This window comes from Sphaerimonospora thailandensis, from assembly GCF_016863115.1.
In the GTDB taxonomy this organism is placed as follows: Bacteria; Actinomycetota; Actinomycetes; order Streptosporangiales; family Streptosporangiaceae; genus Sphaerimonospora; species Sphaerimonospora cavernae.
The window spans coordinates 1-26,449 of record NZ_BOOG01000054.1; the positions used below are offsets into that span (position 1 = coordinate 1).

The window sequence follows — 26,449 nt, forward strand, 5'->3', positions numbered from 1 at the left end:
GCCTCACCTCCGGCGGCCTCACCTCCGGCGGCCTCACCTCCGGCGGCCTCACCTCCGGCGGCCTCACCTCCGGCGGCCTCACCTCCGGCGGCCTCGCCCTCACCAGCCCCGCTCGCTGAGCCGCCACCATGGGCGGAGTCGGCGGCGACGCCCTCCCGAGCAGGGGCGGGAGCCTCGGGGCCGGCGTCGTCATCGGCGTCGGCTTCGGCGTCGTCATCGTCTCGGGTGGGAGACTTGGAGGCGGCACCGCCGTGGTCGGCGGTGTCGTCGTCGCGAACGGTGTCATCGTCGCGAGCGGGGGCACTGGGGGCGGGGCCGCCGGCGGGTGCCGGGTCGTCGGGGAGGGACTCGGCGTTTACCAGCACCAGCAGTTCGGTTGTGATCTGCTGTTCCAAGAACGCGATGAACGCGTCGGCGTTGCGGACCCGAAGCGGCCGGTCATCCTCCCGCGCCTTGGGCTTGGCATACGAGTCGAGGAGCGTTCGCAGTCGGGCCGCGGCCTCACGCGGCAGGCGGAACTCCCCTTCCAGCCCACCGGTGCCGGTCTCCCGCACCAGGAGGAACCGGGCAGCATTGTCGGCGTTCGCGTCGGCGATCTCCCCGTCGGGATCAAGAACCGCCCGCAGGTATCGCCCCGCCTTGGCGATCTCATCCGGACCGGCGGCGTCGGCCAGTTCCAACAAGATGGCCTCGGCCTTGGCGGCGTCCTCGTCACCGAGACCGCTCGTGGCTGCGCAGATCGCCGACACGATCCCCTCATTCAGCATCCCAGCGGCGTACCGGTGCCGGACCTCCGGTAGCCGCTCCAGATCGGTCCCCAGAGCCACCAGGCGGTTGGCGGCACGTCGGCTCATCCCGCATGCCGAGCGCAGCCATGTCTTGGTGGAGGCGTGTCCGTGCTCGCGGGCGGCCCCGGCGGCGTGCACCCGCTGGGTCCGGATCGCGATCGCCGCTTCCAGTCGGTCACGTGCGAAAGCCAACTCCTCCATCTGGGCCAGGCACTGTTGGGGCGAGTCCGGCGCCGGGGTCAATGCCAGCGACAGGGTGCTCTCCCGGATCTCACTCACCAACGGCCACGACGCCGACCCGTCCGCGGAAAAAGTCGCAGAGGCACCCTTAGGGTCGTCCGTTGAGCTGCCCGAGGGGCCATCAGAAGAATTATCGGGGGCGTTGCCAGAGTGCTTTTCAGAGTGTTCGCCAGGGGGGTTGTCGGATGGGCCATCAGAAGGCGCAGCCGTGGTCTCTGGGGCGCGCTGCCGATGGGGGCCGTCACCATCTGCGACGCGCGCCCGGGAACCGTCAGTCGTACGAGATTTGTCACCGACAACCGCATTGGCCGGCCAGTCGCCATGCAGAGAGTCGGCACTTGGAGATGAAGCGTCCGGAGGCGTACGGCGGAATGCTGCGGACCAGTCGGTCCACGATGAGGCGTCCGTCGAAGAGCCTGAGGAACGGGCCGCAGCACGTGCTGCGGCCTCCGCCTTCACTTCGGCCCACCACTCGGGCCCAAGTAGGGATGGAATCCCCGGACGCGGCAAACCCGACGGGAACAGCTCGTCGAGGTTGGTTAGCTTTTCCGACTCCATGGCCCCCCTTCCAGTGCCACTTCTTGCCGCAACTTCGATTTTCGAAAGCCTGTCTGAATAATCTCATGTCCACCCGAGGATTGCAATACCTTTCTCGATCTGTTTGGAAAGAATTATGAGTAATGGATACCGCTTGCTTATAAGTCCGAAATGCCGGTAATGATGAAAGTAGATATGGGGGTAAGGCGTAAAACGGGAAAAATGCGGCGGTCGCCGTACCGAGCATGCAGTTCGGCACGGCGACCGCCTTGTCCGGTAGGGCAGGGCTGTCAGGGGAGGGCCGTCGGGATGGGTGCCGGGGTGGGGTGTCGGGGTGGGCCGTCAGGATGCGGCGATCGCGGTCAGCACGTCGAGCCTGGCGGCGCGGCGGGCGGGCAGCAGTCCGGCCAGCAACCCGGCGAGGGCGGCCACGGTCACGATGATCAGGAGTCGGCCCACGGGCAGCACCAGCGGGGCCTCGATGGCGCTGCCCAGGGCGGCGACCGTGCCGGCCGCGAAGGCGATGCCCATACCGACACCGAGAACGATCGCCAGGGCCGCGATGAGGACCGCCTCGCCGCGGATCATCCAGCGCATCTGGCCGCCGGTCATCCCGACCGCGCGCAGCAGCCCGATCTCCCGTGTCCGCTCCATGATGGACAGGGCGAGAGTGTTGGTGATGCCCAGCGCGGCGATCAAGATGGTGAGCATCAGCAGGGCGGTCACCATGCCGAGAACCTGATCGATCATGAGGGTTCGCCCGGCGACCGCGGCGGCCTGGTCGCGCAGTTGTGCGGTCGGGTAGTCGGCGAGGACGCCGTTGATCGCCTTCTTGGCCGCGACGTCGCTCACCCCGTTGGCGATCTTCACGAAGACGCTGGCGTCGACATGCTCTCGGTAGTTCTCCGAGAACGTGTCCAGCGAGATCAGGTAGTCGGTGGACAGTGCGTGCGCGTCGCGGTCGAGCATGAGACCGACGACCGGGATGCGCTGCGTGCCGGTGAGGGAGAACGTCATGGGCAGGCTGTCGCCGACGGCGAGGTGACGCTGCCGGGCGACGCTCTCCGCCAGGACGATGCCGCCGCCGGAGAGAGCGTTCAGACCACCCGCGACCATGCGCGGTGACGCGACCTCCGGCAGCGTGGCCGGGTCCACGGCGGTCAGGGCCCGGGTGGCCTCGCCGTCCTTCCAGTGGCCGTAGCGCAGGCGGGACGCCACCGCGACTTCGGCCAGCTCGCTCACATGATGGTGCACGTGGTGGGACAGGCCGCCGAGCATCTCGTTGCGTGCGCTTTCGATGACGTAGTCGGCCGAGATCACCTCTTTGTACGAGCTCGCGACCGACGCCTTGATGGAGGTGGCCAGCACGGTCATGAAGCTGATCAGCGCGAGGCCGATCGCCAGGGCAAGGGCGGTCGCGGCGGTGCGTCGCGGTGCCCGGGCCGCCGACTCGCGCGCCAGCCGACCGGGGACTCCGGCGGCGTCCAGCGGCCGTCCGATGAGCCGGGCCAGGGTCGGGGTGACCGCCGGACCCAGCAGGACGAGCCCCACGATGACGCTGATCGCGGCGGCGCCGACCGGGGCGATCAGGCCGACCGACGAACGCGGCCCGGCGATGACGGCGGTCAGGCCGGCGGCGCCGAGCCCGGTCATGATCCACCCGATGACGGTACGGGCGCGGCCTCCGGTGGCAGCGCTCGCCGAGGACAGCCGCATCGCCTCGACCGGCGCCACGGTGGCCGCGCGGCGGGCGGGTCCGATCGCGGAGACGATCGTGACGCCGATGCCGACCAAGAATGCGATGATCACGGTTCGCGGTGCGACGATGAGGCCCCCATCGGGGAGGGTGATGCCGAAGGCTCCGGCGAGGCTGCGCAGCCAGGCCGCTGTGGCGACGCCGAGCCCGACCCCCGCGATCGACGCGGTGATCCCCACCAGGAACGCCTCACCGAGCACGGATCGGAGGACCTGACCCCCGGTGGCGCCGGCGGCGCGCAGGACGGCGATCTCACGGGTGCGCTGGGTGATGACGATCGAGAAGGTATTGGCGATCAGGAACGCGCCGACGAGCAGGGCCGCCGCCGCGAGGGCGAGCAGCATGAGCTGCAGGTAGGCGACCTGGGTCTTCGCCGCATCCGCGCTCGCCGCGGCGATGTCGCGGCTGGCGGCCACCGCGTATTCGGTCCCGAGCGCGGCGGCGACGCGGTTCTGCAGCTGCTGGGGGTCGATGTCTTCGGCGGCGATGACGGCGACCTCGGTGACGCCGTCGCCCAGCCCGAGCAGGCGCTGCGCCGTGGGTAGATTGACCAGCCCAACGGTGCTGCCCGGCAGGCCGGCGGCGCCGCCGAATCCGGCCAGCCCCACGACCCGCAGGCCGGCCGTACGTTCTGCCTGAACGGTGATGGTGTCACCCAGGGCGATGTGGTGCCCCTCGGCGGTCGCGGCGTCGATGACGATCTCGTCGTCCGCCGCCGGCGGGCGACCCGCCCGCAGCGTGAACGCCCCGACGGGGGCGGGCTCCCAGGAAGCGAGGAGCGAAGAGCCCGAGGGGACGATCGCCTTCCCGCCGGCCGTCTTGTCGGTGCTGAGCAGCCCGCTGCCCCGGACGACGGGGCTGGCGGTCGCCACACCGGGCACTGTGCGGATCTGATCCACGACCGTGGGGGGCAGCGGGTCGCGTTCGACCTCGACGCCCATGGCCGAGTCGAATGCGGCGGCGTCGCGTACGGTCAGGTCGACGCCGGCGGTAGCCGTACGGAACTGATCGTCCAGCAGCCGCTGGGAGGTGTCGGTGAGCACCAGGCTGCCGGTCACGAAGGTGACCCCGAGGATCACGGCGATCAGGGTCAGCGCCAGCCTGGCGCGATGTGCGAGAGCGTTGCGGAGGGCCAGACGCCACATCGGGATCACTTCTCCTCGTCCATCACGGAGTCGAGCGCGGAGTCGATCGCGGTCTTGGTCGCGGTCTTGGTCGCGGTCTTGGTCGCGTACGCCGGAGCCGACGTGTCGAGGCTCGCCATGCGGGACAGGATGGCCGGTACGGCCGGCGCGGACAGCTCGTCGACGACGCGCCCGTCGGCGAGGAACACCACGCGGTCGGCGTACGCGGCGGCGCTCGGGTCGTGGGTGACCATCACGATGGTCTGGCCGAGCTCACGTGCGGCGCGCCGCAGGAAGCTCAGCAGTGCCTCCCCGGCGCGGGAGTCGAGGTTGCCGGTCGGCTCGTCGGCGAACACGATCTCGGGCCGGGCGGCCAGGGCCCGGGCCACGGCGACGCGCTGCTGCTGACCGCCGGACAGCTCGGTCGGGCGGTGCCGCAACCGGTCGGCCAGCCCGAGAATCGCGACGAGCTCGTCGATCCACTCCTGATCGGGCCGCCGTCCGGCGAGGGTCAGCGGCAGGGCGATGTTCTCCGCCGCGGTCAGGGTCGGCACGAGGTTGAAGCTCTGGAAGACGAAGCCGACCCGCTCGCGGCGCAGCAGCGTGCGCTGCCGCTCGCCGAGCCGGCTGAGGTCCGTGTCGCCGAGAAGCACCTGGCCCCCGTCGATCGTGTCGAGGCCGGCCAGGGCGTGCATCAGGGTGGACTTGCCGGAGCCGGACGGCCCCATCACGGCGGTGAACTGCCCGGCCGGGATCGACAGGGTGGCGCCGTCCAGGGCGCGGACGGCCGTGTCGCCGCGACCGTAGATCTTCACGACGTTACATGCCTGCGCGGCGATCGCCGTTCCGTCCTGCGCCGATCCGCTCTGTGCCGATCCGCTCTGTGTCGATCCGCTCTGTGTCGATCCGCTCTGTGTCGATCCGCTCTGTGTCGATCCGCTCTGGGGGGATAGGGGCGGGGCGATGCTGATGGTCATGACGGGCTCCTGGATGGGGGAGAGGGTGTGGAGGGCGACGTTGAGTTCGGCTGAGTTCGGAGGAACGGTCTGTGTGGGATGGGTGGGGGCTCGGGCGACTCAGCGGGAGTCGGCTTCTGCGCGCCGCTGGGCGGCCCTGCGGGTCGCGCGGTTGACGGCACAGGAACGCCGTAGTTTGGCGACCAATCGGTAGTTGTCGGCCTCCTGTAGCAGTTCGGCGTGCTTCAGCAGGAGCAGTTCGGACATGAGGCTGAGGTGCACGGCGGGCTCCTTGGCCGGAATCGGATCTGACACGAGGAGCGTCGCGGGCCGCGCTGTCCACTGGCTGGCCATCGACTGGCCGCGCACTGGCCGCCCTCTGGCGGCGCCGGTACGGCCCGGCCGCCCAGACAGGTGCCGGGGCAGCCGGACGGACAGCGGACGGACAGCGGGGCGCCAGCAAGGTCGGGCAGCCTGATCGCATGGCAGAGGGGAGCCGTCAAGAGGCGGACATGTTGACCGTATCCGTACAAGCCAGGCTGTGCCGGCGGTGCGTTCGCGCCGTGAGCCGACTGGTCAGAGACGTTCCAGGCGTCGTTTCGTTCGAGGTCGACGCCGCGCGGGGTCTCCTGCTGGTTCAGGGAGACGTGGACGAGCGGGAACTTGTGAAAGCGCTGGGTTCAGCCGTATGCCTGGGCGATGCGACCTGTTCGGGATGCTCGGGCAAAGGGTGTTCCGCGGAGCTTCCCTAGGTCCACGGAACACGACCTGGGCCGTGTTCACCCCCTGATCGCCCCACCCCTCAAGGTGGTGATCTTGCGAATTCTCGCAGTCGACGCCACGAGCAGGCATTTCGCATTCGTGATCATGTAGCTACTCGCACATTTAGAGCCAATGAGCAGCGCGAACGCACTTGGTGATCTCGCACTTCTCGCCGCAAGATCACCAAGCGTACAGGTGCAGGTCGGACGGCTTGTCGGCATGAAACTACAAGATCATGAAAGTCGTCTGTGCAGGTCGGAAGGCCATCTTGCGAGCCTTCCGCAAGATCGCGGGGGCGGGTACAAGATCACGGGGGTAGGAAGGGGCGTTAGGTGGTGGTTTCGACTGACGTGGCAGCTGTCGTAGCAACGGTCAGGGCCGCGTGGCGGGCCTGCGCGGCCTCGTCGCGGTGGCCCGTGGCCTCGGCGCATTCGGCGGTGAACGACCACAGTCGCGCCCTGGCCCAGGGGAATTCGCGCTCCTCGAGCAGGGTCAGTGCTCGCCGGCACTCGTCGTAGGCACGCGAGACGTCGCCGCCCGTACGGGCGATGCGGGCGCGACCCCAGGCCGCCCACGCCTGGCAGCGGGGATTGCGTGCCCGCCTGGCGATCTCGTCCGCCTCGTTGAGCACGGCAGTCGCCTCGCCGTCCGTCTCCTCGGCTCCCCTGCCCTCGCCGTCCGTCTCCTCGGCTCCTCTGCCCTCGCCTTCCGCCAGGTCGAGCCGGGTGTGCGCCAGATGGACCAGGGCGAAGGTCAGCCCGTGCAGGGAATCCACCCGGCGGTTCTCGTCGACGGCCTCCTCCAGTACGGCTCGGGCCTCCGCATGGTGACCGGCCTCACGCAGGGCGACACCGAGGTGTGCCAGCGCCGCGCTGCCCAGCATCAGATCACGGGTGGAGCGGAGGAGATCGATGCTGTGCCGCCACTGGCGGGCCGACTCCTCGAATTCCCCGAGGCGCAGGGTCAGCGCGGCTTCGAGGTAGTGGGTCATCGCCCGCCACCAGCCGTCGTCGGAGTCGCCCAGCTCGTCGCGGCCTTTCGCGATCATGCGTCGATATTCGTCGGCGTCTCCGCCGTACTGGCCCGCCCAGACCATGGTGAGCCGGGAGATCGCGGCGTTGCGGTGGTCGCCGATCTCCTCGAAGAGCGCGAGGCTCTCCTCGACGGCCGCATGCGAGCGCGGGGTCGGGTAGTAGACGCTGAGCACTCCGATGCCCTGCAATGCGAGCGCCCGGGCCGCGATGGTCCCTCCGCCGGTCTCCAACAGCGCGTTCAACGCCCGGTCGCCTTCGTAGCGCAGGCCGTAGCTCCAGAACCAGACGAGCGCACCCGCGAGCCGGAATCCGATCTCGACGACGTCCCGCTCGCCCGACTCGCCGACTCTGTCGGGCTCGTCGGCCCCGCCGGCTTTGCCGGAATCCACAGCGTGGTCCAGCGCGGCCCGGAAGTTGTCGTGCTCGTCGGTCAGCCGCGACCAGGCGAGCTCCTGCGAGCGGACCTGCGGGCCGAGCTCCTCGGCCAGTCGCAGGTAGTGATCGAGATGGCGGGCGTGGCACGTCGCCGCCTCGCCGGCCTCCGCCAAGCGGGCCCGGGCGTACTCGTGCACCGTGACGAGCAACCGGAACCGCCCGCTGGCCGGGTCGGGCACCACGAGAGACCGGTCGACCAGCCGGAACAGCAGGTCGAGCACCTCATCGGAGGCGATGCCGCCGAAGGCGCACACATCCTCCGCCGCCTGCACCGTCCAGCCGCCTCGGAACACCGCGAGCCGCCGCAGCAGGCGGCGCTCGGAGTCGGACAGCAGGTCGTGGCTCCAGTCCAGGGTGGCCCGCAGGGTGCGGTGGCGTGCCTCGCTGGTGCGGGGTCCCGCCGTCAGCAGGGAGAACCTGTCGCGCAGCCGCGCCGCGATGTCGGCGGCCGACAGCGCCTTGATCCTCGCGGCCGCCAGTTCGATGGCGAGCGGCATGCCGTCGAGCTGCCGGCAGATGGTCGCGACCACCGGCGCCGTCTCGGCGTCCAGGGCGAAGGCGGGACGCACCGCCCGAGCCCGATCGAGGAACAGCCGTACGGCCGGCGCCGCCGAGATCGCCGCCGCCGAGCCCGCCGCCGAGGTCTCGGTCTCGTCCGGTACGGCCAGCGGGCCGACGGCCACCTGAACCTCGCCGGGGATGGCCAGTGCCTCCCGGCTGGTCGCCAGCACGCGCAGTCCGGGACAGCGCCCGACCAGTCGTTCTATCAGGGCGGCGACGTCGTCGATGACGTGCTCGCAGTTGTCCACGACGAGCAGTGTGCGCCCGGGGCCGAGATGTTCGGCGATCGCCTCGGTCGAATCGGCGCCGGGCCCGCCGCTCATCAGGCCCAGTTCAGTGATGAAGGTCTCCACGGTTTCGGCGCCGGCCTCCAGCGCGGCCAGGCGGATCAGGTGGACCCGATCGGCGATCGCGTCGTCCGCGCCGCGTGCGATCTCCAACGCCAGGGTCGTCTTGCCGACGCCGCCGGGGCCGGTCAACGTCACCACCCGTGCCTCACCCAACCGACGCAGCGTGGTGACCATGTCGTCGTCTCGGCCGATCAACGAGGCCAGCCGCTGGGGAAGCCGGTCGGCGTGTGCCGCCGCCACCCGAGCCTCGCTCTCAGCCCGGGACGGAACGGGTGATGCCGGAGCAGGTGATGTCGGAACGGGTGATGTCGGAGCGGTCGCCGCCGGGGGCCGGTCGACAGGGGCGGCAGTCGCGGTGGCCGGTGCCGTACCGCCTGAGGAACTGCCCGAGGGGCCGGCCGGGCTCTGGGACGGCACCTGCTGGCGGAGGATGGCCTCGGCCAGCGCCTGCAGTTCCGGTGCCGGATCGATCCCCAGCTCGTCGGCCAGATGGTGGCGCAGCGCCTGATAGGCGGTGAGCGCGTCGGCCTGCCGCCCGCTCCGATAAAGCGCGAGCATCAGCAGTCGGTGCAGCCGTTCACGCAGGGGGTTGTCCACCACGAGGCGTTCGAGATCGGCGACGGTCTCGACGTGCCGCCCGGTCTCCAGGAGGAGTTCGAGCCGGTCCTCGACGGCGCCCAGCCGCAACTCCTCCAGGCGGGCGCTTTCGGCCAGCGCCCAGTCCGTCTCCCCGACGTCGGCCAGCGCCGGCCCTCGCCACAGTCGCAGGGCCTCGTCGAGGCATTCCAACGCCGGTCCCGTCAGGCCGCGGGCCGCTACGCCGCGCGCCTCGCCCACCAGGTGCTCGAACCGGTACGCGTCCACCGACTCGGCGGGGACGGCCAGCAGGTAGCCGGGTGCCCGGGTGACGAGGACGTCCCCGCCGACGCCCGCGGCGAGGAGGGCCCTGCGAAGCTTGGAGACCCGGATCTGCAACGCGTTCGTGGCATCGGCCGGGAGGTTCTCGCCCCACAGCGCGTCGGTCAGTCCGTCGACCGACACGACGCGTCCGGGGGCGAGGGCCAGGCGGGCCAAGAGGACCCGCACGGACGGGGGCAGCGTGCCTGTCTCGCCGCCGGGGGCCTGGAGCTCGACCGGGCCGAGGACCCGGAAGGCCGCGGCCGTCACAGCAGGTCCTCAGGTGAGGCGGACGGGTGTCCCATGTCGCTCCTTGACGGCCTTCCCGGCACATTGCCCGGTTTGCCCCGACATGGTACGCGTACGGCCCGGCACGAAACAGATCACCCGTCAAACGGGTACGGCCCGACTCGCGGAGATCAACTGCTCGGCGAGCGACTCCGCGTCCCGTCCGACCCAGCCGAGCAGCGCCGAGCCGCGATTGCGCTGCCAGGGCAGGCCGAGGAAGTACAGGCCGGGCCACGTGGTCACCCCCTCCCGATGGGCGGGTGCGCCGGCGTCGTCCAGGACGGGCACGTCGAGCCAGGGATAATGCGGCCGGAATCCGGTCGCCCACACCACCACGTCGGGACTGTGCCGCGTTCCGTCGGAGAGGACGACGTCCGGTCCGTCGGCGTCCACCACGCGGTCCAGCCGCCGTACCCGCCGCATCAGGGCCTTCACGTCGGTCCCGAAGATCGGGTCCTGTTTCTTGAGACGGCGTCCGATGCGGCTGTCGCCGCCGAAGTCCATCATGCCGAGCAGCGAACACCACCAGAAGATGTCTCTGCCCAGCAGCCGCTGCGGCAGTGCCAGGCCCAGCGTGGGGGCCGACAGCGCGACGTTCCGGCCGTGGTCGACGAGTTCGGCGGCGATCTGCACTCCGGTGTTGCCCGCGCCCACGACGAGGACGTCACCTGCGGGAAGCCGGGCCGGGTCGCGGTAGTCGCTGCTGTGCAGTCGCACCACGCCGGGGGACAGCCGCGACGCGAAGTCGGGTGTCCGCGGGGTGTGGAACGGACCGGTGGCGATCACCACCTGCCGCGCGGTGAACGACCCCGCCGACGTGTCGACCGCGAACCCCGTGGGCCGGTCCGGGCGTACGGAGGTCACGGTGTGGTTCAGCAGCACCGGCAGGTCGAACCACGCGGCGTACGCCTCGAGGTAGTCGGCGACCTCGTCCTTGCCCGGATGACCGTCCGGGTCTCCGGGGAACGGCATGCCGGGCAGGGCGTCGTACCGGCGCGGGGTGAACAGCGTCAGCGAGTCCCACCGCCGCCGCCACGTGTCACCGACCCGGGCGTGGGCGTCGAGAATCACGAAGCGGCGACCGGCCTGCCGGAGGTGGTGGCCGAGCGCCAGCCCGGCCTGCCCACCTCCGATGATCAACGTGTCGAGTTCTTGGGTGTTCATTTCTAGATACCTATCTCAGACGGTCTCGTAACCGGCGTCGTCGATCGCCGCGCGCACGGCGGAAGGGTCGGCGGCGCCCGCGACGGTCACGGTCTTGGCCGACAGGTCCACCTCCACCGCGCTGACGCCGGGGACCTCGCCGACGGCCGTGGAGATGGCGTTGACGCAGTGGCCGCAGGTGATGCCGGGGACGGAGAGAACGAGCTGGCTCACGGGATGCTCCTTGTCGTGATTCGGATCTGGAACGTGAGTCCGATCCGGGATCTCGGTGGCGGGCCGCCCGATGCGGCCCGCCGGGGATGAGAGCAGCCTGCGGGCACGCGCTGTCCGCCCGCTGTCCTCCGGATTTCGGCCACCCACGAGATCGGACAGCGGTTCGGACAGCGGCTCGGACAGCGAACCGGCAGCGCCGGGAAAGCGGCGGTCGGAACAGTCGCATCGACGGCCCGCGCCGGCGGGCCCATGTCGATGAGGAACTGAGCCATGACGACTGCGACGAAGGCTTCCTGCACGCTGGACATCGGCGGTATGACCTGCGCGTCCTGCGTGCGGCGGGTGGAACGGGCCCTCGGCCGGGTCGAGGGCGTCGAGGTGGCCGAGGTGAACCTCGCGACCGAGGTCGCCACCGTCACCTACGACGCCGCCCGCGTCACGATCGAGGCACTGACCGAGGCCGCGAGCAGGGCCGTGCGCAGGGCCGGATACACCGCCGCCCCTCGCTACGAGAACGTGACGGGCCCCGAGAACACGACCGGCAACGTGGGGGAGACCGGGGGCCCCGGCAGGGCCGCGCGCCCACCGGCGCTCCCGTCAACGCCGCCACCACCGCCGACCCCGTCACGGGCCTCGTCCGCCGGCCTCGCCGAGGCGGCGCGTGACCGAGAGATCACCGACCTGAAGTGGAAATGGCAGGTCACCCTCCCGGTCGGGCTGTCGATGATGGTGCTGATGTACCTTCCGCTCCCCATCGACGCGATGGACTGGCTGATGCCGCTGCTGCTGGTCGTCTCGACGGTGGTGCAGTTCTGGGCGGGCCGGCCGTTCTACCGCGCGGCCTGGGCGGCGGGCCGCCACGGCGCGGTCAACATGAACACGCTCGTCGCCATGGGCACCACCGTGGCGTACGGCTACAGCGCGTTCGTCACCCTGTGGCCGGCCGCGGCCGAGCGGTTCGGGCTGCCGCTGCACGTGTACTTCGAGATCTCCGTCGTGGTCATCGCGCTCGTCCTGATGGGCCGGTGGCTGGAGGCCCTGGCCAAGCGGCGTACGACCACGGCGATCAAGACGCTGATGGGGCTGCAGCCGAAGACCGCCCGCGTGCTGCGCGCCAATGCGGAGGGACACGGTGTCGAGGTGGAGCTGCCGGTCGAGGAGGTCGTCGTCGGAGACCTCGTCCGCGTCCGCCCAGGAGAGAAGATCCCGGTCGACGGCGTGGTCGTCGAAGGCGTCTCAACGGTCGACGAGAGCATGATCACTGGCGAGAGCCTGCCGGTGCGCAGGGATGTCGGCGATCCGCTGATCGGATCCACCCTCAACCGGACGGGTTCGGTGGTCATGCGGGCCACCGCCGTGGGCCGGGACACCACGCTGGCGCAGATCGTCCGGCTGGTGGAGGACGCCCAGGGTTCCAAGGCACCGATGCAGCGCCTGGTTGACACCGTCTCGGGATGGTTCGTCCCCGTCGTGATCGGCATCGCCGTACTCACCTTCGCCGTCTGGGCCGTGCTCGGGCCCGAGCAGGGACGGCTCGCGATGGGCATCGGTACGGCGATCGCCGTACTGATCATCGCCTGCCCCTGTGCCCTCGGCCTGGCCACCCCGACCGCGATCATGGTGGGCACCGGGAAGGCGGCCGAGCTCGGGATCCTGATCTCCGGAGGTGAGGCCCTTGAGCAGGCCCGCCGCATCACCACGGTCGTGCTGGACAAGACCGGCACCATCACCCGCGGCCGCCCCGGCGTCACCCACGTCAGCACCGTTACCGTGAGAGACACCGAGAGAGACACCGTGGGAGACACCGCGATGTCCGCCGACGAACTGCTCGCGTACGCCGCGGCGGCCGAGACGGGATCCGAACACCCCCTGGGCGAGGCGATCGTGGCGGAGGCACGCGACCGCGGGCTCGACCTGCCGGCGGTGGAGTCGTTCGAGGCCGTGCCCGGCCACGGAGTCGAGGCACGGGTCGGCGGCCGTGCCGTACTCATCGGAAACGCCGCGCTGATGCGACGCCACGCCATTGATTCGGGTGACATTGGTGCGGGCGACGTCGATTCTGGTGGCATGGCGGCGGTGGCCGGTGAGGTGGCCGCCCAGGTGGCCGCCCAAGGGGCGACGCCCATGTACGTCGCCATCGACGGGCGTCTCGCCGGTGTGATCGGCGTCGCCGACACCGTCAAGCCCGAGTCGCGGGACGCCGTCGAGCGGCTGCGCGCCCTCGGCCTCGACGTATGGATGCTGACCGGCGACAACCAGGTCACGGCGGAGGTCGTCGCCCGGCAGGTGGGCATCGAGAGCGATCGGGTCATCGCCGACGTCCGGCCCGAGGAGAAGGCCGCCCGCGTCGCCGCGCTCCGAAGCGAGGGCGCCGTCGTCGCGATGGTCGGCGACGGGATCAACGACGCCCCGGCGCTGGCGACGGCCGACCTCGGCATCGCGATCGGCACCGGGACCGATGTCGCCATCGCCGCCTCCGACATCACCCTTGTCGGCGGCGACCTGCGGGGGATCGTCTCGGCGATCGCACTGTCCCGCCGCACCGTGACCACGATCAAGCAGGGGCTGGGCTGGGCGTTCGCCTACAACGTGCTGCTGATCCCGGTCGCCGCCGGGGTGCTCTACCCGATCAACGGCGTCCTCCTCGATCCCTCGCTGGCCGCCGCGGCGATGGCGATGAGCTCGGTCAGCGTCGTCACCAACGCCCTGCGTCTGCGCGGCTTCCGCCGTACCGACGCGGATCGGACCGGGCGCGCCCGGGTGTTGGCCAAGATCGCCGATTATGGCTATCTCACGGGCATCGCCGCGCTCGCGGTGTGCGTCGGCGCCGGGCTCACCGCGCTGAGCCGTACGGACACCGCCCAGCGCGGCATGAACGGCGTCCTCGCCTGGATGCAGGGCACCGGCATGCCGATGCGCCCGGCGATGAGCGTCATGATGGAGGCGGAGACCGAGCCGCGTCACGCCGACGACGCCGGGGTGCAGGTCGACCTGGAGGTCCCCGACGACGTCACCCCCGGGAAGCCGGTCACCGTCCGCGTCCGCGTGACCGACGCCGAGTCCGGGCGGCTCGTCGACGACATCGGGCGCAGCCACGAGGCGTGGATGCACTTCATCGCCACGCGGCTCGACCTGGGCACCTTCGCGCACGTCCACCCGGCGCCCGACGGCCGGCCCGGCGAGTTCTCCGTACGGCTGACATTCCCGACGGCCGGCACCTATCTCATCCACACCGAGTTCCGGCGGCGCGGTGAGATGACCGACATCCTGGAGCGCCACGCGATCACGGTCGGTGACCCGGCCCAACTGAACGAGTCTGCCCAACTGAACGGGTCGACACAGCCGAACGGGTCGACGCAGCGCGGCGAGGAGGCACAGCCCGGTGGTGAGGCGCCCGCGCCGTCGCCGCGGGAGCAGGTCGTGGACGGAGTGCGTGTCACGCTCATCGGGGACGCCGAGGTCGGTACGGGCAGCCGGTTCACCTTCCGGTTCGCCGACGCCGCGACCGGCAGGCCGATCGACGGTCTCAGGCCGTACCTGGCCGCGGCCGGACACGTCGTGATCATGCCGATCGACGGCAGCGCCTTCGCCCACGAGCACGCCGAGGTGGAGGACGACCAGGGCCGGCCCGTGTTCGCGCTGCCGGGTCAGACCTTCGGACCCGAGCTCGGGCTGCACGCCGACTTCCCCCGCGCCGGCCTGTACCGGTTGTGGGGACAGTTCCGCACGGCGAGCGGGCACGTCATCACGGCGCCCTTCACCGTCGAGGCCCGCTGAGGCCTTCCATCGAATGGCCGGACCCGCGCCGTCACCGGGTGGCGCGGGTCCGGCCGGCTGCCGATACGCTCAGGAATACCGACGACGATCAGCAGGGGGAGTTGACGGGGATGCGGGACACGATCACGATCGGCAAGGACCTCACGGTGGACCGTCTCGGCTTCGGGGCGATGCGCATCACCGGGCCGGGCATCTGGGGGCCGCCGGCCGATGTGCCCGCCGCCCTCGCGCTCGTCCGCCGCGCGGTCGAGCTGGGCATCACGTTCATCGACACCGCGGATTCGTACGGCCCCGGCACCAGTGAGGAACTGCTCGCCGAGGCGCTGCATCCCTATGCCGACAACCTGGTCATCGCCACCAAGGCGGGGCAGTCCCGCCCGTCTCGGGCCGAGTGGATCCCGCTGGGTCGTCCCGAGTACCTCCGCCAGCAGGCCGAGCTGAGCCTGCGGCGGCTCCGCCTGGACCGCATCGACCTGTTCCAACTCCACCGCATCGACCCCAAGGTGCCGCTCGCCGACCAGATCGGCGCCGTCAAGCAGCTCCAGGACGAGGGGAAGATCCGGCACTTCGGGCTCTCCCAGGTGTCCGTCACGGAGATCGAAGCGGTCAGGGATCTCATCGAGGTCGTTAGCGTGCAGAACCTCTACAACCTGACCCGTCGCGATGACGAGGACGTGCTGGACTACTGCGAACGCGAAGGCATCGCCTTCATCCCGTGGTCGCCGATCGCCGCCGGCGCCCACGCGTCGGTGTCCGGACCGCTCGCGGAGGTCGCCGCGGAGCTGGGCGCCACCCCCGCGCAGGTGTCCCTCGCCTGGTTGCTGCGCCGTTCGCCGGTCATGCTTCCGATCCCCGGCACCAGTACGATCGCGCACCTGGAGGAGAACACCGCCGCCGCGGATCTGCGTCTGACCGACGAGCAGTTCGAGCGTCTCCAACACTGACGATCGGACGACCATTGGCGACCTGGTCAGCAGAGTCCAAGCGCGGGTGTGTCCTGCCGTCCAGGTCAGGCGGGCTCGACCGAAGAAATTCGGTACCGATGGACCTCAGCGTCGAGGATCTGCACCGACTGCTCGTCGCTTGTGCCGTCACCGCGGAAGGCTTCGAGAGCGGCCTCGGACTCCCAGCGTTCGTAGACGTTTATCCTGCCGGGCTCCACCAGGTCGGCGGCGAGCGCGAAATCCAGGCACCCCGCCGTGGCTCGTGCCTGCTCCACGACTTCGACACAGCCCGCGAGGTAGGCGTCGCGGACCTCGGGAGCCACGTACAGATGTCCCGAGACGATGATCATCTCAGGCTCCCCGGTTCCGGGCTTGGGACAGGACAGGGTGCTTGGCCTCGTACGAGGAGACCAGTTCCTTGGGAGCGCTCAGGCACCACGCCTCGGTCACCAGCTCTGCGAGTTCGTCGGCGTCAATCTTCGTGAGGTGCACCACCACCCAGCCGAACTGGCCCGCCGTGAACTGGACCTCGAACACCTCGGGGCGCTCCGCGACGAGCGCCAGCTGCTCCTCGATCGTCGACTTGAGCCCCACAGTCTGGGTTTTCTCCCAGAGATAGCCGAAGCCCTTGTCGTGCACCTTCAGGGAGACCCAGTTGCCCGCCTCGGTCTGCTCGACATCGGGCAACTCGGCCAGCATCTTCAGGAACTCGTCCACACTCACCGCCATGCCCCACATCTACCAGGCGGCCACGACAATTTCTTCCATCCGCGGCCTCGCCGGCAGCGGTCATTCATGCCAGACCAGGTGGATGATCTCCACAAGGCGCCGATACTCGATAATCAGGTAGGTCACCATCCCTGATCCGCCTTCGCCGAACGTGCGTGTCCGCATTGGGGAGTCAGGTCGTTCCCGCATGAACGGGTGGCCGTTCCATGGCGCTACCTGGAGGAATAGGACTACCTCCTGGAATGCCGCGAGTGCCGTGGCTGGAAGAGCCGCGATCTGCTCGTCTACCTGCTCGCTCTTGCCGACCGTGTACATCTATCGGTCGAGCTCTATGCCTAATTCGGCCGCGCGTTCGGCAAGGACCTCACGTAGAGGCCTGCCCGGAGCGTACTCGCCGCGCTCGATTGTCTTCTCGATAAGGGCCGCCCGTTCCAGCACCTCTTCGTACTCGCCACTCGCTTTCATCCTTGCGATGTGCCACCAATGGGCAAGCAAGTCATTGACAGGCGAGAGGTCCAGTTCTTCGGTGGCTCTGGCCATCGCCTGCCGGTAGTCCCTGTCGAAGTAGTCGCGATCCGCAGGCGGTAGGCACGTCCGGATGTTCCGGGGACTCCGGTCGATCTCCAGGGACTCCAAGATATGCTCGGGCGTCCGAGCGAGGACCAGTTCATGGGACTCGGCGGTCACGAGGCTGACCTCCTTTGGCTGAGCGCACCCCCTACGGCAGAGCCGAGCGGGCGCATCCTTGCAGGACGTAGGGTTATGCCAGCAGCCTATGTGCGAAGTGCTGTTCTGTGCGTGCCACCGGAAGCCTCGACCGCTCCAGGTCTCACTGTCATGCCTCATGTCTATCAAGCGGCTACGACACTTCTGAAGATCAAGGGCTCGATCGTGGGTCACGACGGTGCCGGCCAGGTAGTCGTGAAGCCGCACGGCCACGGGGAATCGTGGTGATTTACGATATCGGCGCAGGGTGAAATTCATGCCGGTTTGAACGAGCGGATGGCTCGGGGGAGACGTGGGCCTGCGCCAGGAAACTTGGGTCATGCGGGAGCCGTACCGGATCGTGGGCCTGTGGGTGCGGGTCATCCTGCTGGTCGTGCTGCTCTGGGGTGGTCTGGTAACGGTTCTCAGTGAGACCCCGCGCGATCGTGCAGTCGCGGATTTCCAGGCTGCGCTGCGCACTGGCCGGGTCACGTACGTGATCTACAGGGGCGACAACAGTCACCTGAACGGTCTACGCTGGTCCACCAGCCCGCTCCTCTGGTACCGGCTGACAGATCCGTGGAACCTGACCTACACGAAGCACGATCTGCAGCGGGATCTCAGCACGCTGCCTCTCGGTACGGAGCTTCCCAGCACGGAGCTTCCCAGCATGGGGCGGGCCGGTCCGGTCGTGCGGGACGTTTCCGCGCACAACAACGGCACGGGCCTGTTTCCCGGCTGGCCGTTCCGGGTTCCGGTTCCCCATCTGAGCTGGACGGTCAGGTTCGCGTGGATCGTCACGTTTCTGATCATGCTCGGTACGGCACGGCCGCGCGTCGGCAATCGATGGGCGTGGTTCTGGCTCTTCACCGTCGGCCAGGTCGGGGCCGTCATGTTCCTGTTCTCCGAGCCCCGCCCCCTCTCGTACGGCCTCGAACCCCAGAGATCGGCCCACACCGGCCGGATGGGCGGTGGTCAGGGATGCGCCATGGCCATCGGCCTCAGCTTCGTCGTGAGCGTCATCGTCGCCTGGGCGCTCGCGGGCGTGGTGCATACCCTGCTCGACATGCTGGCGTTCCCCTGACAGCGCCTTTCAGACGTGAGACCGCTGTGGTGCTATCGCCGTACCACGGCCGTCTCGCCGATGCGTACGATGCCGGGACCGGTCACCCGCAGGATCACGCCGAACTTGTTCTCGTGAGCCGCGATGAGGTGCTTCTGCAACTCCGGCCAGCGCTCCCGGCCGTACGGGTCCCAGCTCGGCACGGCACAGCGGATGCACGGTCCGGCCTGATCGCCCGTCACCTCGAGGACGGACCCGCCCACCGTGATCACGGTGCCCTCCGTGAAGGTCTCCTCGGCGAACGCCGGTGCGTCGGTGACCAGGTGAATGTTGGGCCGGAACCTGTCCAACTCGATCTCCGCGCCCAACTCCTCCTCCAGGCCGCGCAGGGACGCCTCGAACGTCACCAGCACGGTCGGACCCCGATCCTGCTGCCCGTCGGCCGCCCTAAGCGACAGCGGGACGCCGTACGACTCCGTCAGCGCGGCGGGGAGATCGGGATCGTCCCACGCCCACGGCACGCCCTCGGGCGAGTAGAGCACCGGGGGGCTCGGCGGCTCGGGGGAGCCGTCGCATGGCGCGGGGTACGCCGCCTCCCAGGCCAGCATTCCGGGCGACTGCCGCACCGTGAGCCGCTTGCCCGTGTGGGTCGGACGCTCGTCGATGAGCGCGTACGCCCGATCGCCTGCCACCCCTCGGGCGTCCAGCAGGACGGCGGGCAGACGCTCGCCGCGCAAGGACTTGATCGGCCAGCGGTACAGTCCCTCGACGGTTCCCCCGTACATAGCTCCGATCCTAGGCCGTGTTTCGAAGTCATGTCCTTCAGTGGCTCGGTGCCGAAGGCCGGGTGAACGGCGTGACCAGCGGAGATGCGATTCGCCGCCGGTTGGATGCCCGTCAGGCGCGCTCCACCACATAGCCGCCGTCGCGGAAGCCGGTGACCCTGGCGCCCTCGCCCATCAGCCCGCCGAGCACGTCGCGTACGGCCAGCCGCCACGCCCTGGCGGCCTCCGGGTCCTCGGTGCGCAGGGATTCGATGTCTCGCGGCACGGCGACCAGCACGGTCGCGGCGTCGGTGCGACCCGCCACCGGCCTGCCGCCGGTGTCGGCGATCCCCACCACCGCGTCCGGCGGAATCTCCGTCCGGTACGGCTCCCGCCGCACCGCGGCGAGCACCCGCGGCTCGCACAGCCGCCAGACGACGAGCAGCCGGTCCGACTCGTCGCCGGCGTTGACGGCGTCGTCCAGCTGCCCGTAGAAGGCCGGCAGGTACTCCTCGGGACGGGCGCCGAGCTTGGCCAGATTGAAGTGGGCGTTGCGGCGGATCAGCGGATCGAAGGTCCAGGTGATCATCTCCAGGCCGCGGGCCAGCGCCCACTCCCGCTGGTGCAGCTTCAGGGCGAAGCCGTTCCCGCTTCCGGCCGCGGCACCGGTGACCGCACCGGTGACGTGGGAGTGCATCGCCCGTCCCACCGGCGCCGACAGGAAGCCGACCGACGCGCCCACGAGGTGGTCGGACCGGTAGGCGCCGGCCACGTAGTTGCCCGCGTGCGACAACGCGCGCATCATCTCCACGGTGACGGGCGCGCCGCCTGGCGGAGGATGCCAGATCCGGTCGAACAGCCGGAAGACGTCCTCGAACTCCTCAATGGAGTGGAGCTCGCGAAGGACGAGGTCGTTCACCGAGGGCGTCCCTGATCGGCCGGGAACGGCCGCGGCACGTTGTCGCTCAGACGGTGCGGGGTGGACGGCGGCTCGACGGACAAGTGACAACCTCCGATCCGTGACTCACCGCGACCATACGTCAGACAGGCGATCGGGGATACGGCGCTTTCACCTGGGCATCGGGTTCACCGGGGCATCGGGTTCACCGGGGCATTTGGGGGCGCGGTGGCTGCGCCGTGAGCGCGTCACGGGTCCACGACCCCAGCACCAGCAGCGTCTTGGTGCCGTTGACGTCCCCGGCCCGGCGCAGCCGGTCGATGACGTGCTGGAGGTGGCCGAGGTCGCGGACGCGGACATGGATCAGCGCGTCCGGGTCGCCGGCGATGGTGAACACCTGCTGGACCTCCGGCACGTCCGTGGCCGTACGGACGATCTCGCTGACCGGGGTCGTACCGGGATAGCGCAGCTCGGTGAAGGCCTCGATGCCCCACCCGAGCTTGGCGTAGTCGATCTGGACGGTGAAACCGGTGATGACGCCGATCTCCCGGAGCCGGTCCACGCGACGCTTGACGGCGGCAACGGACAGCCCGACCTGGCCCGCCAGCTCCGAGAAGGTCCGGCGTCCGTCCTCACGGAGCAGACGCAGCACCTGGTGGTCGATGTCGTCGATGTCCGACATGCGAGACACTCCCTCTTGAGCGCAAAGAAAATGAGCTGTGGACACGCAATCGCGAGGAATTTTGCGTCTTCATCATGCCTTCTCGCGCGATGCTTGCGCACCTGCCGGGTGACTTGCTGTCCTGGAGATCCCCCCAGGTAGCAAGCCAGGAGGTTTCGCGTGAGCGTGACTCCCACCACCTCGACGGCCTCGACGGCATCGGTGTCGCTGGACGACAGGTACACGGCCACGGACGGCAGAGTGTTGATCTCAGGCATCCAGGCCCTGGTCCGCCTGACACTGGAACAACGACGTCTGGACCGGGAGCGCGGGCTGAACACGCGGATCTTCGTCTCCGGCTATCAGGGCTCCCCACTGGGCGGCCTCGATCTGGAGATGGGGCGGGCGGCGAAGTTCCTCGATCCGGCCGGCGTGGTGTTCCGGCCCGGACTGAACGAGGAGTTGGCGGCCACGGCGGTGGCCGGGACACAGCTGCTCGGCCACCTGCCGGGTCGGCGGCACGACGGGGTGACGGGTTTCTGGTACGGCAAGAACCCCGGCCTGGATCGGGCCGCCGACGCGATCCGGCACGGCAACCTGGCGGGCACGGCCCCGCTCGGCGGCGCGGTCGCCTGGATCGGCGACGATCCGGGCAGCAAGTCCTCGACCGTGCCCAGCGCCTGCGAGCAGATGTGCCAGAGCCTGTTCATGCCGGTGCTCGCGCCGGGTTCCATCGGCGAGATCATCGAGTTGGGGTTGCACGCGGTCGCGATGTCACGCGCCACCGGTCTGTGGACGGGCCTGAAGATCGTGGCCGACCTCGCCGACGCTTCGGCGACCCTCGATCTCGACACTGATCTCGGCGCGTCGCGTGATCGAATCCCCCCATCGCCGGCCAACTCGGTCGGGCGCGGCGCGCCGCCCACTCTCGTCGGGCCGGCCTCGGTCGACGCCGAGCACGACCAGTTGACCCGCAGGCTCCGCCTGGCCCGCGACTACGCCCGTGAATGCGGTCTGAATCGGGTGACGTTCGGGTCGCGGCGGGCGAGTCTCGGCATCCTCGCCGCCGGGACGACGTACGCCGTGGTCCGGCGCGCGCTGGAGGACCTCGGGCTGGACGAGCCGGCGATGGACGATCTCGGGCTCAGACTCATCAAGATCGCCATGCCGTACCCGCTGGACTCCGGCGAGCTCGCCGGTCTGACGTCCGGCCTCGAACGGGTGCTCGTGGTGGAGGACAAGGTGCCGTTCCTGGAGGGATGGCTCAAGCAGGCGCTCTACGAGCGGGCCCTGGGCGAACGGGCCCTGGGTGAACGGTCTCTGAGTGAACGGTCTCCGGACGAGCGCGTGCCCGCCGTGATCGGGCGGTTCGACGAGACGGGACGCGAGCTGCTCACCTCCCGGGGCGCCCTCGGCGCCGAGGACGTCGCCAAGGCGCTGGTCGCCTGCGTCGGAGCCGACAGGCTGCCCCGCCCGACCGTCAACCTGACCGCGCCGCACCTGACCCCGCCTCACCTCGCCCCGTCTCGCCGGGCCACGCGTCGTCTGCTGCCGATGGTGGCGGCGCGCACGCCGTACTTCTGCTCGGGCTGCCCGCACAACATCTCGACCCGAACGTCCGACAGCACGCTGGTCGGCGTCGGCATCGGCTGCCACGCCATGATCGCGCTGGACGGGAACGGGCGCGGCACCCAGGTCGGCATCACCCAGATGGGCGGCGAGGGCGCCCAGTGGCTCGGTCTCGCTCCCTTTACCGACGACCGGCATTTCGTGCAGAACCTCGGCGACGGCACCTTCCATCACTCCGGATCGCTGGCCGTACGCGCGGCCGTGGCCGCCGGGGTGACGATGACGTACAAGCTGCTGTACAACGACGCGGTGGCGATGACCGGGGGTCAGCGGGCCGAGGGCCGCATGGACGTCCCCGCGATCACGCACTCGCTCGCCGTCGAGGGCGTCCGACGCATCGTGATCACCACGCCGGAGCCGGAGCGCTACCGGGGCGTCCGGCTGGCGCCGATCGCGGACGTACGACACCGTGACGAGTTGGCGGGGGTGGAGAAGGAACTGGCCGCGCTCGACGGGGTGACCGTGCTGATCCACGACGACCGGTGCGCGGCCGAGGAACGGCGGCTGCGCAAGCGCGGACAGCTGCCGACCCCGGCCGTGAAGGTCGTGGTCAACGAGCGGGTCTGCGAGGGCTGCGGCGACTGCGGCGACGTCTCCACCTGCCTGTCGGTGCAGCCCGTGGAGACCGAGTTCGGCCGCAAGACCCGCATCCACCAGCCGTCGTGCAACACGGACCTGAGCTGCCTCAAGGGCGACTGCCCGTCGTTCCTGCTTGTCGAGCCCCTCAAGGGACGGCGACGGGAGCGGGTGCTGCCTTCGCTTCCGGTCGAGCCGTCCGAGCCGGTCGGCAGGTTCGCCGGACGACCGGTCCTCATCCGGATGCCCGGCATCGGCGGCACCGGCGTCGTCACGGTCTCGCAGATCCTGCAGATGGCGGCCCACCTCGACGGGCTGCACGCGGCCGGGCTGGAGCAGACCGGGCTGGCCCAGAAGGGCGGGCCCGTCATCAGCGACATCCGCATCTCCCCGCGGCCGATCACCGGCGCGGTGCGCGCCTCGCGTGGCGCGGCGGACGTGCTGATCGGCTTCGACCTGCTGGGCGCGGCCGCCGACGGCAACCTCGCCGTCGCCTCCCCCGGGCACACGATCGCGGTGGTCAACACCGGCATCGTGCCCACCGCCGCCATGGTGACCGGCCGCGATGCCCTGCCCGGCTCGCCCGCCGACGCGGTCGTCCGCGTCGAGTCGGCCACCCGTGGAGGTGAGCCCGGGGCCGCCGACAACGTCTACCTCGACGCCCACGGTCTCGCCGAGGCGCTGTTCGGCGATCACATGCCCGCCAACATGCTGCTCGTCGGCGCGGCCTACCAGCACGGCTGCATCCCGGTCTCGGCCGGGTCGATCGAGCAGGCGATCCGGCTCAACGGGGCGGCGGTCGACAAGAACCTCGCGGCCTTCCGCTGGGGCCGGGCGGCGGTGGCCGACCGCCAGGCCGTACTCGCCGCGACGGATCCCCGGCCGGACAACGTCGAACCGGCCGGGCTGGAGGAGGCGCTCGCCATCCGGACCGCCGACCTGACCGATTACCAGAACGCGGCTTATGCCCGGAAGTACGCTGAGGACGTGCGCAGCGTGACTGACGCCGCCGCCGAACGTGCGGGGGCGGATGCCGGGGAGCGGATCGGGCTCGCCTATGCCCGGGGGCTGCACAAGCTCATGGCCTACAAGGACGAGTACGAGGTCGCCCGGCTGCACCTCGACCCGGAGGAGAAGGCGAGGCGGGAGCGGGAGTTCGGCCCCGACGCCGTCGTGTCGGTGCTGCTGCACCCGCCGCTGCTGCGGGCGATGGGCATGAAACGCAAGATCAGGCTGCGCAGGTCGGCCGGCGTTCTGTTCCGTGGGCTGCGCGCCGCCCGCGTCGTGCGCGGCACCGCGCTGGACGTGTTCGGGTACGCCAAGGTCCGGCGGGTCGAACGGGAACTCGTCGGCGAATACCGTGGCATGGTGCGCGAGGCCCTCACCCGGCTCACCCCGGGCACGCCGGACATGGTGGACACGGTGGACGCCGTAGCTGAGATCGCCGCGCTGCCGGAGATGATCCGCGGCTATGAGGACATCAAGCTCGCCCGCGTCGCCGAGTTCCGCGAGCGCGCCCGGACCGCTCTCGCCCGCCTTACCGAGCCCGCCGCGCAATCCACCTGACCCGTGACCCCTGACCCGTGACCTAGTCCAGGACCTGCTGAGGAGCACGACCGTGACCGTGGACCGCCTGCTGCCCACCCCGGAGGCAGCGGACCTCATCGAGCTCACCCGAGAGATCGCCGACCGGGAGCTCGCCTCCCGGGTGGACGAGCACGAACGCGCGGAGACCTACCCCGAGGGCCTGTTCACCCTGCTGGGCGACGCCGGGCTGCTCGGCCTGCCGTACCCGGAGGAGCTCGGCGGGGGCGGGCAGCCGTACGAGGTGTATCTGCAGGTGATCGAGGAGCTGGCGGCGCGCTGGGCGGCGGTCGCCGTCGCGTGCAGCGTGCACACGCTCGCCTGCTTCCCGGTGGCGGAGTACGGCACGGCGCGGCAGCGGGAGCGGTGGCTGCCGGACATGCTGGCCGGGCGGCTCGTCGGAGGCTACAGCCTGTCGGAGCCGCAGGCCGGATCGGACGCGGGCGCACTCAGGTGCAAGGCCGAGAAGGTCGAGGGCGGCTACCGGATCAGCGGCAACAAGGCGTGGATCACCCACGGCGGCATCGCCGACTTCTACGCCCTGTTCGCCCGCACGGCGGAGGGCGGCCGCGGCATCTCCTGCTTCCTCGCGCCGGGGGCGGCCGACGGCCTGACCTTCGGCCGGCCCGAGGAGAAAATGGGGCTGCACGCCGTCCCCACCACCACCGCCCACTGGGAGGGCGCGTTCCTGGAGGACGACCGGCTGCTCGGCGCGGAGGGACAGGGCCTGCAGATCGCGTTCAGCGCGCTCGACTCGGGCCGGCTCGGCATCGCCGCGTGCGCCACCGGACTCGCCCAGGCCGCGCTGGACGAGGCGGTCGCCTACGCCAAGGAACGCGAGACCTTCGGCAAGAAGATCATCGATCACCAGGGGCTCGGTTTCCTGCTCGCCGACATGGCCGCCGGCGTGGACGTGGCCCGGGCGACCTACCTCGACGCGGCCCGCCGCCGCGACGCCGGCCTGCCGTACAGCAGGCAGGCCAGCGTGGCCAAGCTGGTCGCCACCGACGCCGCCATGAAGGTCACCACCGACGCGGTGCAGGTCTTCGGCGGGTACGGCTACACGCGGGAGTTCCGCGTCGAGCGTTACATGCGCGAGGCCAAGATCATGCAGATCTTCGAGGGCACCAACCAGATCCAGCGCCTGGTGATCAGCCGCCATCTCGCCCGCTGACTCAGGGGTTAGGGTCGGGGATATGTGGATCGACAAGGTGACCGAAATCCTGCGTGAGGCCGCCGAGGTCGCGATCCTGCCCCGGTTCCGGGCACTGGAAGAGGGCGACATCGCGGAGAAGTCGCCCGGCGAGGTCGTGACCGTGGCCGACCGAGAGGCCGAGGAACTGATCAGCCGTCGGCTGCGCGACGTGATGGACATCCCGGTCGTGGGGGAGGAGGCCACCGCCGCCGATCCCCGGCTCGTCGCGGCGCTGCGGGAGGCGCCCGCGGCCTGGGTCGTCGATCCGCTCGACGGAACCTCGAACTTCGTCGCCGGCCGCCCCGAGTACGCGGTCATGGCGGCCCTGGTGCGGGACGGCGAGACCGTCGCGTCATGGATCGTACGTCCCACCGAAGGGTGTGCATATGTCGCCGAGCGGGGATCGGGGGCCTGGCGCGACGGGGTCCGGGTGCGTCGGAAGCCCGCCCCCGCCGATCCCGCGACGTTGCGCGGCGCCGCGCTGACCAGGTTCTTCGATCCCCCGGCCAGGGAGCGGGTGGCGGCGGCGGCGCCACGCTTCGCCGCGCTCGGACCGGGCACCGCCTGCGCGGGCGTGGAATATCCGCGGCTGCTCGACGGCGAGCAGGACTTCATCCTGTTCCACCGGACCCTGCCCTGGGACCACGCGCCGGGAACCCTGCTGCTGACCGAGGCCGGCTGCGTCGCCCGTCGTCCGGACGGGAGCCCCTACCGACCGGCCGACCAGCGGATCGGCCTGCTCAACGCCGCCGACCCCGCCTGCTGGGACACCGTACGCACCATCTTGCTCGAGCCCGCGTCCGCCTGACCGCCCCCGAG

The 26,449-nt window shown here is 70.3% G+C and carries 20 protein-coding genes; 7 read left to right on the top strand and 13 right to left on the bottom strand.

All coding sequences use genetic code 11. The annotated features are described in order from the left end of the window. The 4 genes from Mth01_RS23960 to Mth01_RS23975 form a co-directional block, all read right to left on the bottom strand. Window positions 1–1,067 (bottom strand): DUF222 domain-containing protein (locus Mth01_RS23960; protein WP_204018192.1); only part of this gene is annotated, 1,067 nt, incomplete at its 3' end. Window positions 1,068–1,907: 840 nt separating this feature from the next. Next, window positions 1,908–4,466 carry an ABC transporter permease gene (locus Mth01_RS23965; protein WP_204018193.1) on the bottom strand — a complete coding sequence of 853 codons (2,559 nt, stop codon included), beginning with the start codon at window positions 4,464–4,466 and terminating at the stop codon, window positions 1,908–1,910. Between the two features lie 5 nt (window positions 4,467–4,471). Then, window positions 4,472–5,422, bottom strand: a complete 951-nt coding sequence (locus tag Mth01_RS23970; RefSeq protein ID WP_204018194.1) for an ABC transporter ATP-binding protein — start codon at window positions 5,420–5,422, stop codon at window positions 4,472–4,474. A gap of 99 nt (window positions 5,423–5,521) precedes the next feature. Continuing rightward, a complete protein-coding gene (locus Mth01_RS23975) occupies window positions 5,522–5,683 on the bottom strand; it encodes a hypothetical protein (protein ID WP_204018195.1) in 162 nt (53 codons plus the stop codon). Window positions 5,684–5,913: 230 nt separating this feature from the next. Here Mth01_RS23975 and Mth01_RS30475 point away from each other — a divergent pair, with 230 nt between their 5' ends. Beyond that, window positions 5,914–6,153, top strand: coding sequence for a cation transporter (locus Mth01_RS30475; RefSeq protein ID WP_407695973.1), 240 nt, complete (start codon window positions 5,914–5,916; stop codon window positions 6,151–6,153). Between the two features lie 338 nt (window positions 6,154–6,491). On the opposite strand, the gene Mth01_RS23985 is transcribed toward Mth01_RS30475, so the two are convergent. The 3 genes from Mth01_RS23985 to Mth01_RS23995 form a co-directional block, all read right to left on the bottom strand. Continuing rightward, complete coding sequence (locus Mth01_RS23985; protein WP_204018197.1) at window positions 6,492–9,710, bottom strand: AfsR/SARP family transcriptional regulator; 3,219 nt, start codon at window positions 9,708–9,710, stop codon at window positions 6,492–6,494. 120 nt (window positions 9,711–9,830) lie between these two features. Continuing rightward, window positions 9,831–10,892, bottom strand: a complete 1,062-nt coding sequence (locus Mth01_RS23990) for a flavin-containing monooxygenase (protein WP_204018198.1) — start codon at window positions 10,890–10,892, stop codon at window positions 9,831–9,833. A gap of 15 nt (window positions 10,893–10,907) precedes the next feature. Beyond that, complete coding sequence (locus Mth01_RS23995; RefSeq protein ID WP_204018199.1) at window positions 10,908–11,105, bottom strand: heavy-metal-associated domain-containing protein; 198 nt, start codon at window positions 11,103–11,105, stop codon at window positions 10,908–10,910. 270 nt (window positions 11,106–11,375) lie between these two features. Between Mth01_RS23995 and Mth01_RS24000 the strand changes: the two genes are divergently transcribed. Both Mth01_RS24000 and Mth01_RS24005 read left to right on the top strand, forming a co-directional pair. Beyond that, entirely contained in the window at window positions 11,376–14,882 is a 3,507-nt protein-coding gene (locus Mth01_RS24000) for a heavy metal translocating P-type ATPase (RefSeq protein ID WP_204018200.1), read from the top strand. A 110-nt stretch (window positions 14,883–14,992) separates the two neighbouring features. Continuing rightward, on the top strand, window positions 14,993–15,826 hold the full coding sequence (locus tag Mth01_RS24005; RefSeq protein WP_204018201.1) for an aldo/keto reductase: 834 nt from the start codon (window positions 14,993–14,995) through the stop codon (window positions 15,824–15,826). Between the two features lie 65 nt (window positions 15,827–15,891). Here the strand turns inward: Mth01_RS24005 and Mth01_RS24010 are convergent, their stop codons facing one another. The 3 genes from Mth01_RS24010 to Mth01_RS24020 all read right to left on the bottom strand — a co-directional run bounded on the left by Mth01_RS24010 (window position 15,892) and on the right by Mth01_RS24020 (window position 17,242). Next, window positions 15,892–16,176 carry a putative quinol monooxygenase gene (locus Mth01_RS24010; RefSeq protein WP_204018202.1) on the bottom strand — a complete coding sequence of 95 codons (285 nt, stop codon included), beginning with the start codon at window positions 16,174–16,176 and terminating at the stop codon, window positions 15,892–15,894. Window position 16,177: 1 nt separating this feature from the next. Beyond that, a complete protein-coding gene (locus Mth01_RS24015; protein ID WP_204018203.1) occupies window positions 16,178–16,555 on the bottom strand; it encodes an MmcQ/YjbR family DNA-binding protein in 378 nt (125 codons plus the stop codon). Between the two features lie 315 nt (window positions 16,556–16,870). Further along, window positions 16,871–17,242 carry a DUF6247 family protein gene (locus tag Mth01_RS24020; protein ID WP_204018204.1) on the bottom strand — a complete coding sequence of 124 codons (372 nt, stop codon included), beginning with the start codon at window positions 17,240–17,242 and terminating at the stop codon, window positions 16,871–16,873. 358 nt (window positions 17,243–17,600) lie between these two features. On the opposite strand from Mth01_RS24020, the gene Mth01_RS24025 reads away from it, so the two are divergent. Beyond that, window positions 17,601–18,344: a hypothetical protein gene (locus Mth01_RS24025; RefSeq protein WP_204018205.1), complete on the top strand. Its 744-nt coding sequence runs from the start codon at window positions 17,601–17,603 to the stop codon at window positions 18,342–18,344. 32 nt (window positions 18,345–18,376) lie between these two features. Here the strand turns inward: Mth01_RS24025 and Mth01_RS24030 are convergent, their stop codons facing one another. From Mth01_RS24030 to Mth01_RS24040, 3 genes are all read right to left on the bottom strand, one after another. Beyond that, window positions 18,377–19,108, bottom strand: coding sequence for an MOSC domain-containing protein (locus Mth01_RS24030; protein WP_204018206.1), 732 nt, complete (start codon window positions 19,106–19,108; stop codon window positions 18,377–18,379). Between the two features lie 112 nt (window positions 19,109–19,220). Beyond that, window positions 19,221–20,006, bottom strand: coding sequence for a GNAT family N-acetyltransferase (locus Mth01_RS24035; RefSeq protein WP_204018207.1), 786 nt, complete (start codon window positions 20,004–20,006; stop codon window positions 19,221–19,223). Window positions 20,007–20,190: 184 nt separating this feature from the next. After that, a complete protein-coding gene (locus Mth01_RS24040) occupies window positions 20,191–20,667 on the bottom strand; it encodes an Lrp/AsnC family transcriptional regulator (RefSeq protein WP_204018208.1) in 477 nt (158 codons plus the stop codon). A gap of 159 nt (window positions 20,668–20,826) precedes the next feature. On the opposite strand from Mth01_RS24040, the gene Mth01_RS24045 reads away from it, so the two are divergent. Genes Mth01_RS24045 through Mth01_RS24055 form a run of 3 tightly spaced genes read left to right on the top strand, consistent with a single transcriptional unit; the run spans window position 20,827 to window position 26,438 of the window. After that, the gene (locus Mth01_RS24045) at window positions 20,827–24,417 is read left to right on the top strand and encodes an indolepyruvate ferredoxin oxidoreductase family protein (protein ID WP_239089951.1); all 3,591 of its coding nucleotides are present in this window, start codon (window positions 20,827–20,829) and stop codon (window positions 24,415–24,417) included. Window positions 24,418–24,469: 52 nt separating this feature from the next. Then, window positions 24,470–25,609 carry an acyl-CoA dehydrogenase family protein gene (locus Mth01_RS24050; protein ID WP_204018209.1) on the top strand — a complete coding sequence of 380 codons (1,140 nt, stop codon included), beginning with the start codon at window positions 24,470–24,472 and terminating at the stop codon, window positions 25,607–25,609. A 22-nt stretch (window positions 25,610–25,631) separates the two neighbouring features. Further along, complete coding sequence (locus Mth01_RS24055) at window positions 25,632–26,438, top strand: inositol monophosphatase family protein (protein ID WP_204018210.1); 807 nt, start codon at window positions 25,632–25,634, stop codon at window positions 26,436–26,438. The last annotated feature ends 11 nt before the right edge of the window (window positions 26,439–26,449 follow it).